Consider the following 15,620-nt stretch of genomic DNA (forward strand, 5'->3'; position numbering starts at 1 on the left):
CCTCAACTCTCGCTTACTGTATTTGTCGCCACATGATACGACGGCTGCCACCGCCGGATTTTTCCACCAGGGTGGTGATCCCGCCACTGGAATCGTTCACGATCTTGCGTGATGCGCCGTTGACGATGGCGTTCAAGGTAGGAATGCCACCACTGAACACCACACCGCTGGAAATCGTGTCATTGGTGTCGACCAGGCCGTCGGCGTTGGTGTCGAGGACCGCATAGTTGAGCATCTTACCGCTGAATGCATCGAGTTCGACCAGTTTGCCGGTACCGAAGCTGGAACACGGGTCGGTGGTATCGACACTGGCGGTGGTGAATACGATACGCCCCAGCACCAGGCTGGCCTGGTTGATCACCCGTTCGCCGATCAATACGTTGTTGTACACCAATGGCAGATACCAACCCTTCTCCGCAGGATAAGTGGTGTCGTTCTGGGTCGTGGTAATGAACTGCCCTGAACTGCCCGAGACCACACCGGTGATGGCCTGCGCCTGCAAACTGCTGACTGTCAGTTGCCCCGAGCCGCCATCGGCATCCCACACCGAGTAGAACGCCTGCAGATCCTTGTTGGTCTTGTCGGCGGTTTCGTTGAATTTGCCGGTACCGAAGAAAATCTGTTTTCCCCCCAATGAATTGTCCGCGAGCAACGGCTGCGCCGTGATCGGTTGCGTCGTGCCGCCCGCCGTGGTGAACAGTGGCTTGCCGGAAAACGCCACGCCCCAGCTGTCGGTGGTGGTCGCACTCAGGTCGAACTTCCACAGGCGGCCCTTCAGGTCCCCGCCGTATGCGGCCTGCACCACGTTCTGCGAATTGACCTTGAGCTTCACCGAGGACAGTCCGTTGGTGGTTTCGGTACTGTCGATGACGATTTTCTTGATCAACGACCCGTCGCGCACGTCCAGCACATATAACGCCGCCACTCCCGAGTTGCTGCCGTAGCCGTTGGCGATGAAAGCCGCCCAGCGACCATCGGCCAAGCGTGCCACTTCCGGACGGGCATAGGCGTAACCCAGATCATTGAAAACGTTCGCGGTGCTGGCAGTAGCCGGTGCACTGACTTCCCACAGTGCATTGAGAATGTTCCCCGCCGAGGCGTCGAACAACTGCAATGCATAGAACGTCTTGCCGCCGGCCCCGGTACCGCCGATGGCCAGGGTTTTCCAGGCTGTGCCGAACTGCGCGTCATAGACCCCGACCTGCCCGTCCACCAGAAACTTGTGGCTGACGCCGTTGATGTAGTTGGGGTCGGCGATCAATCGCAGCGATGGCAGAACGCTCGACGGCATGTAGGCATAACGCCGGGTGCCGTTGGCCGGGTTGATGACGCTGACGAAACCGTCATTGCCGTTCACCACCAGGTTGGCATTCATGTTCGCAGCCTTGGAGGTCAGGTAGCTGGTGTAGGTGGTGTCGCCCGAGAGATCGGAAGCGGTCTTGTCCGAGGGCGAAGCCAGCACCAGCGGCGAATTGATGATGTCCCCCAGCAATACGCTGCGAACCTTGAGCCCGGTCTTGTTGGTGCCCTTGCTCCACTCCACCAGATCGTTGCCACTGATACCAGTGGGCAGACTCTGGCCCAGCGTTGTCTGCTGAGCCGCAGAGAAGTTGCCGTAAGCCAGCGTTACCGCCGCGTTGCTCAAGGTATTCCACGATTGATAGATCGGTGCCGTGGCGCCAGGGACGATGGCGGTGTCGGTCGTCCACAGCACCGTCGAAGTGTTGACCGTCCCGCTCGAGGTGAAACCGAAGGACTTGATGGTGCCGCGCCAGTCCCGGGGATCGTAACTGGTCTGGAAATAGCTGCTGCCGCTCACCAGCGTCGTACCGCTGGTCACGCCACTGCCGCCGGAACCGGCCTTGGAAGTGATGTCGCTCAAGGCCGCCGACAGTGCGGTATTGAGCCCGGCACTGTCGGTGGCCTGGTAATACCTGCCCTGCCCATAAGCTGCCGCGTCCGACAGCATGTCGTTATCGGCGGTGAAACCGACGGTGTAGGTGTTCATGTTCTGCTTGGGGAAATCCACCGCGTTCCAGCTCTTGCCAGCCGCATCCGTACCGGACCAACGCATGTCGATGTCGAAGGCGAACTTGGCGATGTCGTCCAGGTACAGCGTGTCACCCTCGTTGTCACCGTTGAGGTTGTTGCCGTCATTGTTGATACCGTCCCAGTTCGGCAGGCGGCTGCCGCCCAGCGGGTCGTTGGTCGGGAACGTGCGGTCGTAGGTCGGCAGGCCGTCGGTAATCACTACCCCGTAGTTTTTCTGGCAGCGGTACTGGATCGGACTGGTGTAGGTGCTGGGCGTGGAGTTGTAGTACGGCGCCATGCCACGCATGTAGCGGGTGATTTCGTAATAGGTCTCCGCCAATGGCGTATTGGCCACGGCGCTCAAGCCGCTGATCGCGGAGATCAGTGCGTTGTAGTTGCTGTCGGCCTGAGCCTGGGTCACGCTGCCGCTGACGGGTGCCAGGTCGCTGATGGATCGGGCTATGTAGCCGCCGTTACCCGGGTTGTTGCTGGTGGCCGCGTTGAAGGTCGACAAACCGAAACGCAGGTTACGGTTGCTGGTCACCAGGGCGGTGGAAACGTTGCGCGCGACGTTGATCCGATAGTCGTTGGGGATCGCACCCGTGGTGAAGTCGCGGGTGCCGTTGCTGATGGCCAGGCCGACCACATAGGAAATGTAATCCCCGTTGTATCGGGTATTGCCGCCTCCCACCGGATCCGGCAGCTTCAGGCACAGTGGCGTCAGGCTGTTGTTGTAGAACGCGAAGGCGCCACCGGAACAGCCTGAGGTCGGCAGGCTCGACAGAAATATCGGGTCGCCGGTGATGGCTGTGGAACTCAGGCACAAACCAATCACGGCGTTGCACTGTCGGGCCGGTGTGCGAGTGACCGTGGGATCGAAACCCGCGGCGTAAATGATGCTGTTCATGCTGCCCGAGTCGTCGATCAGCAGGATGACATTAGGCGGCACGGCGGCGGCACTGAGCAAGGGCGAATCCGACGGCGTGAACGCATAGGCCGGAGCGGTCAGATATAAACCCGCAAGCAATCCCGCGAACCACGACCACCCACCAGAGCGTCGTTCAGTACTTCGCATAGACACTCTCCACCACACTGCGTGAACTGCCGGCGATGCCGACCGCCGTGACCCGGTACAGCGTCGCCGAGGTATTGCTCGGGACGTTCACCGCAGTGAGCGTGGTGCCGATGTTCTGTACCCCGTAGAAACCGCTGCCGGCAGCGATCCAGGTCACCCCGGACGTCGAATTGAAGCCCGCCGCACTGACCACCGATGACTCCGCCGGCGGTGCGCACTGGGTGGCATTGGCACACACCGCCAGCGAATAGCTGCTCAGTTGCACCGCACTTTCACCGATTCGCAGCGCTGCCTCGGCGGTCTGGAACGACTGATTGCGCAGGCTTACGCTGCCGGCCATCTTTTCCTGCAGGTTGGCGCTCTGCATCGATGACAGGCCGATCACCGTCAGGAGTAGCAGAAACACCAGGCTGACCAGCAGCACCATGCCACGCTGGGTTCTTCGTTGATGCAGAGAAACATTCATCCGCCGGCCCTCACTGCAAGCGGTTGCGCAGAGCGGCAACCACGTTGAAGGTCTGGTTGGCGACCCGGTTGTTCGGGTCGGTAAGGGTCAGGGTCAGGCGTACGCTGCGGATCCGTGCCGGATCGCCGGGGTTGCTGCTGTAGGTCGAGGCAGAGACATCCGTCGCCGAAGCGGCGAGCCCGAACATCACCGTAAATGCACTGACGTTGTTCACCAATACCTGCTGGGTCGGCGTACCGCTACCGGTGCCCATCAGGATCTGGTTGTTGCTGAAGCTGTAGATCAGACGGCGGATCGGGAATGCGATTTGCCCGGCCGCCGGCGTCTGCAGGTTGCTGTAGGCCGTTGCGCTGTTGCGGCAATCGGAAATCACCGTCCAGGTCGGTGTTCCCCCGCCACTGCCAACGTCGGCGGTGACCAGCGTCAACTTGAGATTGGTGTTGTCCCAACTGATCGGCGTGATCTGTGCAGCATTGAAATCACCGCCGGTGCTGGAATCGGTAATGGTCCCAAGGCAGCCGAACATCCCGACCATGCGAATTTCCTGAATCATCTTGCTCAGCACGAACCGGGCATCTTCCTGCATGGCCGCAGAGGTGTTCTGGCTGACGTAGGTATTTTTCGCCGTCAGAAATGTCTGCACGACGCCCAGCACAATGATCAGCCCCAGCGCCAGGGCGATGAGCATTTCGATCAGACCGAAACCCCGGTTATGGCGCTTCATGGCGACGCCACCGGATCGACCGTGGCCCGGCTGGTCAGGACAAAACTGCGCGGGGCGCTCGCGGTGTTGGCGGCCCGCGAGTCACTCCAGTTGATGGTGATGGTGTACACCCGCTGGTTCAGGGTGATGCTGCCGGTGGCGGTCGGTCCGCCGAAATTCACGATATTGGCGGTGAAGTCGTAGAGGTCCTGATCCCGGGTGACATTCAGGTTGCCCGAGGTCGGCGGCGTCACGGTGTAATCGGCTCCGGAGTTGGCACGAATGCGGTCCATCATGTCGTAGGCGATGAAACTGGCCTGACTGGTCATCCGCGAGCTGTCGGTGTATTTCAGCGCATTGAGCTGAACCGCCGCCGCCCCCAGCAAGCCGACCGTCAGCACCAGCAATGCCACGAGGATTTCGATCAGCGACATGCCTTCCTGTGCAACTCTGCTCCCTGCCCTCATCCGCAGCTTCCACCCGATTGAATTCGTCCGTTCAGACACACGTTCAGCGTCCTGCTTTGGGTTCCCAGCGTATAGCTGAACACCACCGCCGTGGACGGTGCCGCCAGTCCCCCCAGATTGTTGAAATCCAGCGCGTTCACTCCTGAGGTTAGCGTCAGAGTGGCGCCGCTGCTCATCGCTGGAACAACCCGCAATACATTGGCCGAAGTGCCAGTACTGTCGTAGACCGACAATTCGCCGGTCCAGACGCTGCCCCCGGCCGTCGGGCGCAAACGGATGGTGGTCCCGCGGTCGATGGCCTCCAGTCGTGCATAGTTGAGCGCCCGCTGCAGGTCGCCGACTTCGGTATCGGCCTTGCTGCTCTGTATCGATCGGGTAAACGCCGGTACGGCCATCGTGATCAGGATCACAACCAATGCGACCGCCACCAGCAACTCGATCAGCGTGAAACCTTTTGTACGATGATCCATCGATGCCCTCCGTTGCCGTCGGCTATACCTGCCCTGTAAACCTAGAACATTCGACCGGGTTACGTCGGTTGATTTGCCCTGCCCGGCGCACGGATCGCGTCGCACACCCCGCTTCAAGGAGGAAATGCTCATGCCGCAACAGGGATTCAGTCTGGTCGAACTGCTCATGGGACTGGCGATCGGCGCGATTGTTCTGTCACTGGTCAGTCCGGCGCTCGCCACGCTGAAGGAGTCGAACCATCGGCAGCAGGCCGCCGAGTCACTGATCAGCGGGATCCGCAATGCCCGCAGCCAGGCGATCACACGCAATCAGACCGTAGTGATTCACGGCATCGACGGGGATTGGAGCCGGGGCTGGCGGATCATTCTGGATGTCAGTGGCAAGGGGCCGGAAGACAGCAGCAATCCGCTGCTGGTCGAGCACGCCAGCGATGGGCGAATACCCATTGTCGGCAACTGGTTCGTCAGTCGGTACATACGGTTCAGCAGTCTGGGGCAACCGCTGATGCCCGGGCGGGCGTTTCAGGCAGGAAAACTACATATCTGTTCGAGCCGCGAGCCGGTCAGCCAGCTTCAACTGGTGCTGGCGGCGACCGGTCGCGTGCGCCTGACCAGCGAAAAGGCTGAACAGGCGCTGTGCCGAAAGGATAAAGCGTTCAGATCGAGCGGACGCGCAGCTCTTTAGGCATAGAGAAGGTGATGTTCTCTTCTCGCCCGGCCAGTTCGTCGGCACCGGTGGCACCCCAGGCCTGCAATTGCTGGATCACGCCGCGCACCAGCACTTCCGGCGCGGAAGCCCCCGCGGTAATACCGATACGCTCGACACCATCGAACCAGCTTTTTTGCAGGTCTTCGGCGCCATCGATCAGGTAGGCCGGCGTAGCCATGCGCTCGGCCAGCTCACGCAGACGATTGGAGTTGGAGCTGTTCGGGCTGCCGACCACCAGCACCACGTCGCATTCGTCGGCCAGTTGCTTGACCGCATCCTGGCGGTTTTGCGTGGCATAGCAGATGTCGTCCTTGCGTGGCCCGCCGATGGCCGGGAAACGCGTGCGCAGGGCATCGATGACCCGGCTGGTGTCATCCATCGACAGCGTGGTCTGGGTGACGAAGGCAAGTTTCTCCGGGTTACGCACCTGCAATTCGGCCACATCCTCTTCGTCTTCGACGAGGTAGATGGCACCGCCATTGCTGGCGTCGTACTGGCCCATGGTGCCTTCGACTTCCGGATGTCCGGCGTGGCCGATCAGGATGCATTCGCGACCGTCGCGGCTGTATTTCGCAACTTCGATGTGCACCTTGGTCACCAGCGGACAGGTGGCGTCGAACACTTTCAGGCCACGGCCTGCAGCTTCGGTGCGTACCGCTTGCGAGACGCCATGGGCACTGAAGATCACGATGACGTCGTCCGGCACCTGATCCAGCTCTTCGACGAAGATCGCGCCACGACTGCGCAGGTCTTCGACGACGAATTTGTTGTGCACCACTTCATGACGCACATAGATCGGCGGCCCGAAGACTTCCAGGGCGCGGTTGACGATTTCGATCGCCCGGTCCACACCGGCGCAGAAGCCACGGGGGTTGGCGAGTTTGATTTGCATGCTGTGCCTCGTGTCTTGCGCGCGAAGGATTCAGATCAATGCAGGAGCCGGTCCGGCCCCTGCAGAACAGCGTTTACAGCGCTTTGACGGAAAAGATTTCCACGTCAAAGGTCAGCGTCTTGCCGGCCAGCGGATGGTTGAAGTCGACGGTCACCTGCGCGTCATCGAATTCCTTCACCACACCCGGCAGCTCAGTATTGGCCGCATCGTTGAAGATCACCAGCAGACCCGGCGACAGCTCCATGCCCGCGAACTGCGAACGCGGCATGACCTGCACGTTTTGCGGGTTCGGCTGGCCGAACGCGTTTTCCGGCTCGATGGTCAGCGTGCGCTTGTCTCCGGCCTTGAAACCGAACAGCGCCGCTTCGAAACCCGGCAACAGGTTGCCGTCGCCGACCTTGAAGGTCGCCGGGGCCTTGTCGAAAGTGCTGTCGACCGTGTCGCCGTTCTCCAGGCGCAATGCAAAGTGCAAGGTGACTTCCGTGTTCTGGCCGATGCGTTGCTCAGCCAATACCTGTTCAGTCATGAACGGTTTCTCCGGATTTCTTGGATTTGAACATGTCCAGTGCCAGCATCACTGCACCCACGGTAATGGCGCTGTCGGCGAAGTTGAACGCCGGGAAGTACCAGCGGTTCTGCCAGTGCACCAGAATGAAATCGATCACATGGCCGAGTGCAATGCGGTCATACAGATTGCCCAGCGCGCCGCCCAACACCAGCGCCAGCGCAATGGCCAACCAGGTTTCGTTGCGGCCCAGACGCTTGAGCCAGACCACCAGCACTGCGCTGACGACCACCGCGATCAGGGCGAACAGCCAGCGCTGCCAGCCGGAGCTGTCAGCCAGGAAGCTGAATGCAGCGCCGGTGTTGTAGGCCAGGGTCCAGCTGAAGTAATCGGGAATGATCACGATCTGCTGGTACATCTCGAGCTTGCCTTCGAAGTAGAACTTGCTGGCCTGGTCGATGACCAGTACCAGCACGCTCAACCAGAGCCAGCTCAGCCGTCCGAAACGGCCAAGGGAATCAGGCATAGTGACGAACCTCGCCGGCGCCATCGATGTTGTCCACGCAACGGCCGCAGATTTCCGGGTGCTCCGGGTTCACACCGACGTCTTCGCGGCAGTGCCAGCAACGGGCGCATTTCGGGAAGGCCGATTTGACGATCTTCAGCTTCAGGCCGCTGACTTCGGTGGCCACGGCATCGGCCGGAGCCTGCACGAACGGCGCAACGCTGGCAGTCGAGGTGATCAGTACAAAGCGCAGTTCGTTGCTCAGCCTGGCCAGGTCGGCACTCAGCGCGTCTTCAGCGTACAGCGTCACTTCGGCCTGCAGGTTGCCACCAACGGCTTTTGCCGCACGCTGGATCTCCATCTCTTTGTTGACCGCCACCTTCACTTCCATGATGCGATCCCAGTAGGCGCGACCCAGTTCGAAGCCTTCCGGCAACTCGGTCAGACCTTCGTACCAGGTGTTGAGCATCACCGACTCGTTGCGCTCGCCCGGCAGGTATTGCCACAGTTCGTCGGCGGTGAAGGCCAGGATCGGCGCGATCCAGCGCACCAGCGCTTCAGAGATGTGGAACAGCGCGGTCTGGCACGAACGACGGGCCTTGCTGTCGGCACCGGTGGTGTACTGGCGGTCCTTGATGATGTCGAGGTAGAAACCACCCAGCTCCTGCACGCAGAAGTTGTGGATCTTCGAGTACACGTTCCAGAAACGGTATTCGCCGTAGTGCTCCTGCAGTTCGCGTTGCAGCAACAGGGTGCGATCCACCGCCCAGCGATCCAGTGCCAGCATGTCTTCGGCCGGCAGCAGGTCCTTGGACGGATCGAAACCGGTCAGGTTGGAAAGCAGGAAGCGCGCAGTGTTACGGATGCGGCGGTAGGCGTCCGCGCTGCGTTGCAGGATCTGCTCGGATACGGCCATTTCGCCGGAGTAATCGGTCGAAGCGACCCACAGACGCATGATGTCGGCACCCAGGGTGTCGTTGACTTTCTGCGGCGCGATCACGTTGCCCAGGGACTTGGACATCTTGCGGCCGGACTCGTCCACGGTGAAGCCGTGGGTCAGCAGCTCGCGGTACGGCGCGTGGTTGTCGATGGCGCAACCGGTCAGCAGGGAAGAGTGGAACCAGCCACGGTGCTGGTCGGAGCCTTCCAGGTACAGGTCGGCACGCGGGCCGGTTTCGTGGCCCATCGGGTGCGAACCGCGCAGCACGTGCCAGTGCGTGGTGCCGGAGTCGAACCAGACGTCGAGGGTGTCATTGATCTTGTCGTACTGCGCCGCTTCATCGCCCAGCAACTCGGCAGCGTCCAGCTTGAACCAGGCCTCGATGCCTTCGTTTTCGACGCGCTTGGCGACTTCCTCCATCAGCTCGACGGTGCGTGGGTGCAGTTCGCCGCTTTCCTTGTTCAGGAAGAACGGGATCGGCACGCCCCAGTTGCGCTGACGGGAGATGCACCAGTCCGGACGGTTGGCGATCATCGAGTGCAGACGCGCCTGGCCCCAGGCCGGCACGAACGAGGTCTCTTCGATGGCCTTGAGCGAGCGCTGACGCAGGGTGTCTCCGGATACCGGCTCCTTGTCCATGCCGATGAACCACTGCGCGGTGGCGCGGTAGATCAGCGGGGTCTTGTGGCGCCAGCAGTGCATGTAGCTGTGCTCGATGACCGTGGTGTGCATCAGCGCACCGACTTCGGTCAGTTTGTCGACGATGGCCGGGTTGGCTTTCCAGATGAACTGGCCGCCGAAGAACTCCAGCGACGGCACGTAAACGCCGTTGCTCTGAACCGGGTTGAGGATGTCGTCGTTGACCATGCCGTATTTCTTGCAGGTCACGAAGTCATCCACGCCGTAGGCCGGAGAGGAGTGAACCACGCCGGTGCCCGCGCCCAGTTCCACGTAGTCGGCCAGGTACACCGGCGACAGACGGTCATAGAACGGATGACGGAAATTGATCAGTTCCAGCGCCGAACCCGGTGCGGTGGCCAGCACGGTGCCTTCGACGCCGTAACGGGTCAGGCAGGATTCGACCAGCTCTTCGGCCAGAACCAGCAACTTGTCGCCGATATCGACCAGCGCGTAAGTGAATTCCGGATGAACGTTCAGCGCCTGGTTGGCCGGAATGGTCCACGGGGTGGTGGTCCAGATCACGATCGAGGCAGGCTTGCTCAGCGACGGCAGACCGAACGCAGCGGCCAGTTTGGCTTCGTCGGCGATCGGGAAGGCCACGTCGATGGTCGAGGACTTCTTGTTCTCGTACTCGACTTCCGCTTCGGCCAGGGCCGAACCGCAGTCGAAGCACCAGTTCACGGGCTTGAGGCCCTTGAACACGAAACCGCCCTTGACGATTTCGGCGAGGGCACGGATTTCACCGGCTTCGTTCTTGAAGTCCATGGTCTTGTACGGGTTGGCGAAATCGCCCAGCACGCCCAGACGGATGAATTCGGTCTTCTGCCCTTCGATCTGCTCGGTGGCGTAGGCACGGCACAGCTCGCGGGTCTTTTCCGCCCCCAGGTTCTTGCCGTGGGTCACCTCGACCTTGTGTTCGATCGGCAGGCCATGGCAATCCCAGCCCGGGACATAAGGCGCGTCGAAGCCCGACAGGGTCTTCGAGCGGATGATCATGTCCTTGAGAATCTTGTTCAGTGCGTGACCGATGTGGATCGTACCGTTGGCGTACGGAGGGCCGTCGTGCAGGACGAACTTCGGACGATCCTTGCCAATCTCGCGCAACTTTCCGTACAGGCCAATACTGTCCCAGCGCTGCAGGATCTGCGGTTCGCGCTGTGGCAGGCCGGCCTTCATTGGGAAGGCGGTGTCCGGAAGGTTAAGCGTGGCTTTATAGTCGGTCATTTAAGGCTCTTCATTAGCGATGGGCGCTAGGTGCGGCTAGTGCACGGGCGGCGGCGACATCCGCAGCGATCGCCGCTTTCAATGCCTCAAGGGAGGCGAAACGCTGCTCTTCACGCAGCTTCTGGTGGAAAACCACCGTCAGACGCCGGTCATACAGATCGCCGGCAAAATCCAGAAGGTGTACTTCAAGGTGGGCCTTGCCATCACCTTGAACCGTGGGCCGTACGCCGATGTTGGCGACGCCGGGCCAGGTCTTGCCGTCGATCTCCACGTCTACCAGATAAACTCCGGTAAACGGCACGCGACGGCGCTTGAGTTGTATGTTCGCCGTGGGCGTACCCAACTGGCGGGCCAGTTTCTGGCCATGCAGCACGCGACCGGCAATCCGGTACGGGCGGCCCAGCAGACGCTCGGCCAGAGCAAAGTCGGCGGCGGCCAACGCGTTGCGCACCTGGGTGCTGCTGACGCGAATGCCGTCCAGCTCGACGGTTTGCGCGGCCTCCACGGTAAAACCGTGAACCTGCCCGGCCTGCAGCAGAAAATCGAAATCGCCGAGGCGGTCGCAGCCGAAACGGAAATCGTCGCCGACCTCCAGATGCTGCACGCCCAGACCATCCACCAGAATCGTATCGACGAATTCACTGGCGCTGAGTTTGCTCAAGCGCTGGTTGAACGCCAGGCACAAGACCCTGTCGACACCTTCGGCGGCCAGCAGCTGCAGCTTGTCGCGCAAGCGGGCCAGACGCGCCGGCGCGGTTTCCGGAGCGAAAAACTCCCGTGGCTGCGGCTCGAATATCACCACGCAGCTGGGTACGCCCAACTCGAGCGCACGCTCACGCAGTCGGCCCAGGATAGCCTGGTGACCACGGTGAACACCGTCAAAGTTGCCAATGGTGGCGACGCAGCCCCGATGCTGGGGGCGCAAGTTGTGAAGGCCTCGAACCAGCTGCATAACGCGCTTCTTGCTCATAAAGTGGCCGATTATAACCACACACGACGGCCGACGACAGGCAACACCGTAACCCAAAGTGATCGAGCCGACAAAACCGCCGGCCCGCGCCCGCCAATCAAGGGTGAAATCTCAGTTCAACGCCTTGCGATTGAAGTCGCGCAAACGGAAACCGAGCGCCAGCAACATGCCGAAGTACGCAACGACGCCGGCAACCACCAGCACGCCCAGGCGCAGGAAGCGCTCCAGCATGTGGCCTTGATCCCACGCCGGCATGAAATGCATGCCGAGCAACAGCACCGCCGACATCACCGCCACCGCACACAACAACTTCAATGCGAACTTCAGCCAGCCTGGCTGTGGCTGATACATCCGCTGCTTGCGCAGTTGATAGAACAGCAACCCGGCATTCAGGCAGGCACCGGCACTGATTGCCAGGGCCAGACCGGCATGGGCCAGCGGGCCGATCAAGGCCAGGTTGAACAACTGCGTGACGATCAGAGTGAAGATGGCGATTTTTACCGGCGTACGGATGTTCTGTTGCGCATAAAAACCCGGTGCCAGCACCTTGATCACGATAATCCCGAGCAGTCCGACAGAATAGGCAATCAGCGCCCGCTGGGTCATGGCCGCATCAAACCCGCTGAACTGACCGTACTGGAACAGTGAAACGGTCAGGGGTTCGGCCAGAATGCCCAGCGCCAGCGCACACGGAAGTACCAGCACGAAGCACAGGCGCAAACCCCAGTCGAGAATGCGCGAGTATTCGTGACGATCCTTGCTGGCGTAGGTCTTGGCCAGGGTCGGCAGCAGAATCGTGCCCAGCGCCACGCCCAGTACGCCGGACGGCAACTCCATCAGGCGATCGGCGTAATACATCCACGACACCGAGCCTGCCACCAGGAACGAAGCGAAAATGGTGTTGATGATCAGGGAGATCTGACTGACCGAGACACCGATGATCGCCGGCAGCATCTGCTTCATGACGCGCCAGACACCGGTATCGCGCAGGTTAAGCCGCGGCAGCACCAGCATGCCGATCTTTTTCAGGTGCGGCAGCTGATAGAGCAACTGCGCCAGGCCACCGACCAGCACCGCCCAGCCGAGGGCCATGACCGGTGGATCGAAGTACGGCGTCAGGAACAGCGAAAACACGATCATGCTGACGTTGAGCAGGGTCGGCACGAATGCCGGCACCGAGAACCGGTTCCAGGTGTTGAGAATCGCCCCCGCCAGGGACGACAGAGAGATCAGCAATATATAAGGAAAGGTCACCCGCAACAGATCGGAGGTCAGTCGGAATTTCTCCGGCGTATCGGTGAAACCCGGTGCAGTGGCCCAGATCACCCAGGGCGCTGCGATCATGCCCAGCGCCGTCACCAGCGCCAGCACCAGAGTCAGAAGCCCGGAGACATAGGCGATAAAGGTGCGAGTGGCCTCTTCGCCCTTCTGACTTTTGTACTCGGCCAGAATCGGCACGAATGCCTGGGAAAACGCCCCCTCGGCAAAGATTCTGCGCAGCAGGTTCGGCAGTTTGAAGGCAATAAAAAAGGCGTCGGTCGCCATTCCGGCGCCAAACGTACGCGCGATGAGCGTGTCGCGGACAAACCCGAGAACCCGGGAAAGCATCGTGATAGAGCTGACGGCGGCCAACGATTTGAGCAGATTCATTGAAGGAACTTGTGCCTGTCGATAAACAGCAGGCGAACAATGCGCCTACTTGTGCGATACTCCGCGCCGCAACAGCACAGAGCCAAAGCTCGCGAGTTTACAGGTCACACGCCGGAAAGAAATATCCCGTCGCACCACGCCTACCACTTAGCGGAACGTTTCAAGCGCCCTTGACAAGACTTCAACTCATCGGCATGATTCGCGGCCTATTTTGTTTGCTATTTCCTAAAAAGTCTTTCGAGGAGCTCGACGGTGGCCAACTCACCTTCCGCCAAAAAACGTGCAAAACAGGCTGAGAAGCGTCGCAGCCACAACGCCAGCCTGCGTTCCATGGTTCGTACCTACATCAAGAATGTAGTTAAAGCCATCGACGCAAAAGACGCTGAAAAAGCTCAAGCTGCATACGTTCTGGCTGTGCCAGTTATCGACCGCATGGCCGATAAAGGCATCATCCACAAGAACAAGGCTGCTCGCCACAAGAGCCGCCTGAATGGTCACGTCAAGGCACTGAAAGCAGCTGCCTGAGCGACGTAATCATAAAAAACCGACCCAAGGGTCGGTTTTTTATTGCCTGCAATCCGGTGAAGCAGCAGCAAAAAAAAGAGGAGTCACACGACCCCCCCCCTTCTGATACCGATTAATGGACTGACGCCCACGGCAGAATCGGAATCGCTGTCACCGCATTCTGCGGACTGCCCTCGATCAGACGATCACTGTAGACCAGATACACCAGCGTATTGCGCTTCTTGTCGAGAAAACGCACCACCTGCATGGTCTTGAATACCAGTGAAGTGCGCTCCTTGAACACCTCTTCACCATCCTTCAACTCACCCTTGAAGTTGATGGGCCCGACCTGACGGCAAGCGATGGACGCTTCCGCACGGTCCTCGGCCAACCCCAAGCCACCCTTCACGCCTCCGGTCTTGGCGCGCGACAGATAGCAGGTCACACCCTCGACCTTCGGATCGTCGAACGCCTCGACCACGATCCGGTCGTTCGGCCCGACAAACTTGAACACCGTCGACACCTGGCCGATTTCTTCAGCCGAAGCCAGCAATGGCAACGCCATCAGCAAGCCCAACAATCCTTTTGCCATGCGCATCGCGCTTTTCCTCAGACCAGAATCAGATTGTCACGGTGAACCAGCTCCGGCTCAGCCATGTAACCCAGCAAACCGACAATCGCATCCGACGATTGACCGATGATTTTTTGTGCTTCCAGCGCACTGTAGTTGGCCAATCCGCGAGCGATCTCACGACCGTCCGGCGCCACGCAAACCACCATCTCACCGCGACGGAAACTGCCTTGAACCAGCTTGACGCCGACCGGCAGCAGACTCTTGTGACCTTCGGACAGCGCAGAAACGGCGCCGTCATCCAGTACCAGCGTGCCCCGGGTCTGCAAGTGGCCGGCCAGCCACTGCTTGCGCGCCGCCAGCATGCCGCGTTCAGGCGACAACAGCGTACCAATGCGCTCGCCCGCCTTCAGACGATCGAGCACCCGCTCCAGACGACCACCGACAATAATGGTGTGCGCCCCGGAGCGCGCCGCCAGACGCGCCGCACGCAGCTTGGTCTGCATGCCACCGCGCCCCAGCGCACCACCGGTACCGCCCGCCACCGCATCCAGGGTCGGATCATCGGCACGCGCTTCGTAAATCAGCTGAGCATCGGGATTGCTGCGCGGATCGGCGTCGAACATGCCATCACGATCAGTCAGGATGACCAGCAGATCAGCCTCGACCAGGTTGGCCACCAGCGCCGCCAGCGTGTCGTTGTCGCCGAAACGGATTTCATCGGTGACCACCGTGTCGTTTTCGTTGATCACCGGAATGACTTTCAGCTCGACCAGCGCACGCAAGGTGCTGCGGGCGTTCAGGTAGCGCTTGCGGTCGGACAGGTCATCATGGGTCAGGAGAATCTGCGCCGTGTGCCGGTCATGCTCGGCGAAGCTTGATTCCCACGCCTGCACCAGCCCCATCTGACCGATTGCCGCAGCAGCCTGGAGCTCGTGCATCGCACTGGGTCGTGCGGTCCAGCCCAAACGGCTCATGCCGGCCGCCACCGCCCCGGAGGACACCAGCACCAACTCGACGCCAGCCTCATGCAAGGCCACCATCTGCTCGACCCAGACACCCATCGCCTTGCGATCCAGGCCCTTGCCATCCGCTGTCAGCAAAGCGCTGCCGATCTTCACGACCCAACGCTGCGCACCTGTCACTTTGCTCCGCATCATCTTCAACCTTAGCTTGAGGGCAGCGCGACCCAGCGCTGCCCGTGACGTTATTCGTGGTTACTCGTGACCAACAATCGATTTCCAGATACCAAAACGC

Annotated in this window: 15 protein-coding genes; 2 read left to right on the forward strand and 13 right to left on the reverse strand. The window is 60.7% G+C overall.

All coding sequences use genetic code 11. From position 1 onward, the window contains the following. Window positions 1–13 precede the first annotated feature (13 nt). The 5 genes from NWV16_RS24335 to NWV16_RS24355 are packed head-to-tail and all read right to left on the reverse strand — an operon-like array spanning window position 14 to window position 5,212. A complete protein-coding gene (locus NWV16_RS24335; protein ID WP_260521057.1) occupies window positions 14–3,106 on the reverse strand; it encodes a pilus assembly protein in 3,093 nt (1,030 codons plus the stop codon). Further along, entirely contained in the window at window positions 3,093–3,572 is a 480-nt protein-coding gene (locus NWV16_RS24340) for a PilX N-terminal domain-containing pilus assembly protein (RefSeq protein WP_260521058.1), read from the reverse strand. The genes NWV16_RS24335 and NWV16_RS24340 overlap by 14 nt, the downstream gene beginning before the upstream one ends. Window positions 3,573–3,582: 10 nt before the next feature. After that, window positions 3,583–4,296 (reverse strand): PilW family protein, encoded by a 714-nt coding sequence (locus NWV16_RS24345; protein ID WP_260521059.1) that lies wholly within the window; start codon window positions 4,294–4,296, stop codon window positions 3,583–3,585. After that, window positions 4,293–4,742 carry a type IV pilus modification protein PilV gene (pilV, locus tag NWV16_RS24350; RefSeq protein ID WP_260521060.1) on the reverse strand — a complete coding sequence of 150 codons (450 nt, stop codon included), beginning with the start codon at window positions 4,740–4,742 and terminating at the stop codon, window positions 4,293–4,295. The genes NWV16_RS24345 and pilV overlap by 4 nt, the downstream gene beginning before the upstream one ends. Beyond that, complete coding sequence (locus NWV16_RS24355) at window positions 4,739–5,212, reverse strand: GspH/FimT family pseudopilin (RefSeq protein WP_260521061.1); 474 nt, start codon at window positions 5,210–5,212, stop codon at window positions 4,739–4,741. Before NWV16_RS24355 ends, pilV begins: the two co-directional genes overlap by 4 nt. A 130-nt stretch (window positions 5,213–5,342) precedes the next feature. Between NWV16_RS24355 and NWV16_RS24360 the strand changes: the two genes are divergently transcribed. Continuing rightward, a complete protein-coding gene (locus NWV16_RS24360; RefSeq protein WP_260521062.1) occupies window positions 5,343–5,897 on the forward strand; it encodes a GspH/FimT family protein in 555 nt (184 codons plus the stop codon). Here the strand turns inward: NWV16_RS24360 and ispH are convergent. The 6 genes from ispH to murJ all read right to left on the reverse strand — a co-directional run bounded on the left by ispH (window position 5,869) and on the right by murJ (window position 13,288). Further along, window positions 5,869–6,813 (reverse strand): 4-hydroxy-3-methylbut-2-enyl diphosphate reductase, encoded by a 945-nt coding sequence (gene ispH / locus NWV16_RS24365; protein ID WP_065257498.1) that lies wholly within the window; start codon window positions 6,811–6,813, stop codon window positions 5,869–5,871. The two genes, NWV16_RS24360 and ispH, sit on opposite strands and share 29 nt — an antisense overlap. Window positions 6,814–6,886: 73 nt before the next feature. Further along, window positions 6,887–7,324, reverse strand: coding sequence for an FKBP-type peptidyl-prolyl cis-trans isomerase (gene fkpB / locus NWV16_RS24370; protein ID WP_260523582.1), 438 nt, complete (start codon window positions 7,322–7,324; stop codon window positions 6,887–6,889). Window positions 7,325–7,331: 7 nt separating this feature from the next. Beyond that, window positions 7,332–7,844: a signal peptidase II gene (gene lspA, locus NWV16_RS24375; RefSeq protein ID WP_260521063.1), complete on the reverse strand. Its 513-nt coding sequence runs from the start codon at window positions 7,842–7,844 to the stop codon at window positions 7,332–7,334. Beyond that, window positions 7,837–10,668 carry an isoleucine--tRNA ligase gene (gene ileS, locus NWV16_RS24380; protein ID WP_260521064.1) on the reverse strand — a complete coding sequence of 944 codons (2,832 nt, stop codon included), beginning with the start codon at window positions 10,666–10,668 and terminating at the stop codon, window positions 7,837–7,839. Before ileS ends, lspA begins: the two co-directional genes overlap by 8 nt. A 13-nt stretch (window positions 10,669–10,681) precedes the next feature. Continuing rightward, a complete protein-coding gene (gene ribF, locus NWV16_RS24385; protein ID WP_065257502.1) occupies window positions 10,682–11,620 on the reverse strand; it encodes a bifunctional riboflavin kinase/FAD synthetase in 939 nt (312 codons plus the stop codon). A gap of 129 nt (window positions 11,621–11,749) precedes the next feature. Continuing rightward, complete coding sequence (gene murJ, locus NWV16_RS24390; protein ID WP_065257503.1) at window positions 11,750–13,288, reverse strand: murein biosynthesis integral membrane protein MurJ; 1,539 nt, start codon at window positions 13,286–13,288, stop codon at window positions 11,750–11,752. Window positions 13,289–13,540: 252 nt separating this feature from the next. Here murJ and rpsT point away from each other — a divergent pair, with 252 nt between their 5' ends. After that, entirely contained in the window at window positions 13,541–13,813 is a 273-nt protein-coding gene (rpsT, locus tag NWV16_RS24395) for a 30S ribosomal protein S20 (protein ID WP_011336008.1), read from the forward strand. A gap of 112 nt (window positions 13,814–13,925) precedes the next feature. On the opposite strand, the gene NWV16_RS24400 is transcribed toward rpsT, so the two are convergent. Beyond that, the gene (locus NWV16_RS24400) at window positions 13,926–14,390 is read right to left on the reverse strand and encodes a CreA family protein (RefSeq protein ID WP_260521065.1); all 465 of its coding nucleotides are present in this window, start codon (window positions 14,388–14,390) and stop codon (window positions 13,926–13,928) included. 11 nt (window positions 14,391–14,401) lie between these two features. Further along, window positions 14,402–15,520, reverse strand: coding sequence for a glutamate 5-kinase (gene proB, locus NWV16_RS24405; protein ID WP_260521066.1), 1,119 nt, complete (start codon window positions 15,518–15,520; stop codon window positions 14,402–14,404). Window positions 15,521–15,620: the final 100 nt, after the last annotated feature.

Source organism: Pseudomonas sp. BW7P1, assembly GCF_024981055.1.
Classification (GTDB): domain Bacteria; phylum Pseudomonadota; class Gammaproteobacteria; order Pseudomonadales; family Pseudomonadaceae; genus Aquipseudomonas; species Aquipseudomonas bananamidigenes.

Bases quoted from the DNA above. Each gene is read 5' to 3' on its own strand.
- pilV (WP_260521060.1), bottom strand. From the start codon at position 4,742: ATGAGGGCAGGGAGCAGAGTTGCACAGGAAGGCATGTCGCTGATCGAA.
- murJ (WP_065257503.1), bottom strand. From the start codon at position 13,288: ATGAATCTGCTCAAATCGTTGGCCGCCGTCAGCTCTATCACGATGCTT.
- NWV16_RS24400 (WP_260521065.1), bottom strand. From the start codon at position 14,390: ATGCGCATGGCAAAAGGATTGTTGGGCTTGCTGATGGCGTTGCCATTG.
- NWV16_RS24340 (WP_260521058.1), bottom strand. From the start codon at position 3,572: ATGAATGTTTCTCTGCATCAACGAAGAACCCAGCGTGGCATGGTGCTG.
- NWV16_RS24345 (WP_260521059.1), bottom strand. From the start codon at position 4,296: ATGAAGCGCCATAACCGGGGTTTCGGTCTGATCGAAATGCTCATCGCC.
- ispH (WP_065257498.1), bottom strand. From the start codon at position 6,813: ATGCAAATCAAACTCGCCAACCCCCGTGGCTTCTGCGCCGGTGTGGAC.
- NWV16_RS24355 (WP_260521061.1), bottom strand. From the start codon at position 5,212: ATGGATCATCGTACAAAAGGTTTCACGCTGATCGAGTTGCTGGTGGCG.
- lspA (WP_260521063.1), bottom strand. From the start codon at position 7,844: ATGCCTGATTCCCTTGGCCGTTTCGGACGGCTGAGCTGGCTCTGGTTG.
- NWV16_RS24360 (WP_260521062.1), top strand. From the start codon at position 5,343: ATGCCGCAACAGGGATTCAGTCTGGTCGAACTGCTCATGGGACTGGCG.
- NWV16_RS24335 (WP_260521057.1), bottom strand. From the start codon at position 3,106: ATGCGAAGTACTGAACGACGCTCTGGTGGGTGGTCGTGGTTCGCGGGA.
- proB (WP_260521066.1), bottom strand. From the start codon at position 15,520: ATGCGGAGCAAAGTGACAGGTGCGCAGCGTTGGGTCGTGAAGATCGGC.
- ileS (WP_260521064.1), bottom strand. From the start codon at position 10,668: ATGACCGACTATAAAGCCACGCTTAACCTTCCGGACACCGCCTTCCCA.
- ribF (WP_065257502.1), bottom strand. From the start codon at position 11,620: ATGCAGCTGGTTCGAGGCCTTCACAACTTGCGCCCCCAGCATCGGGGC.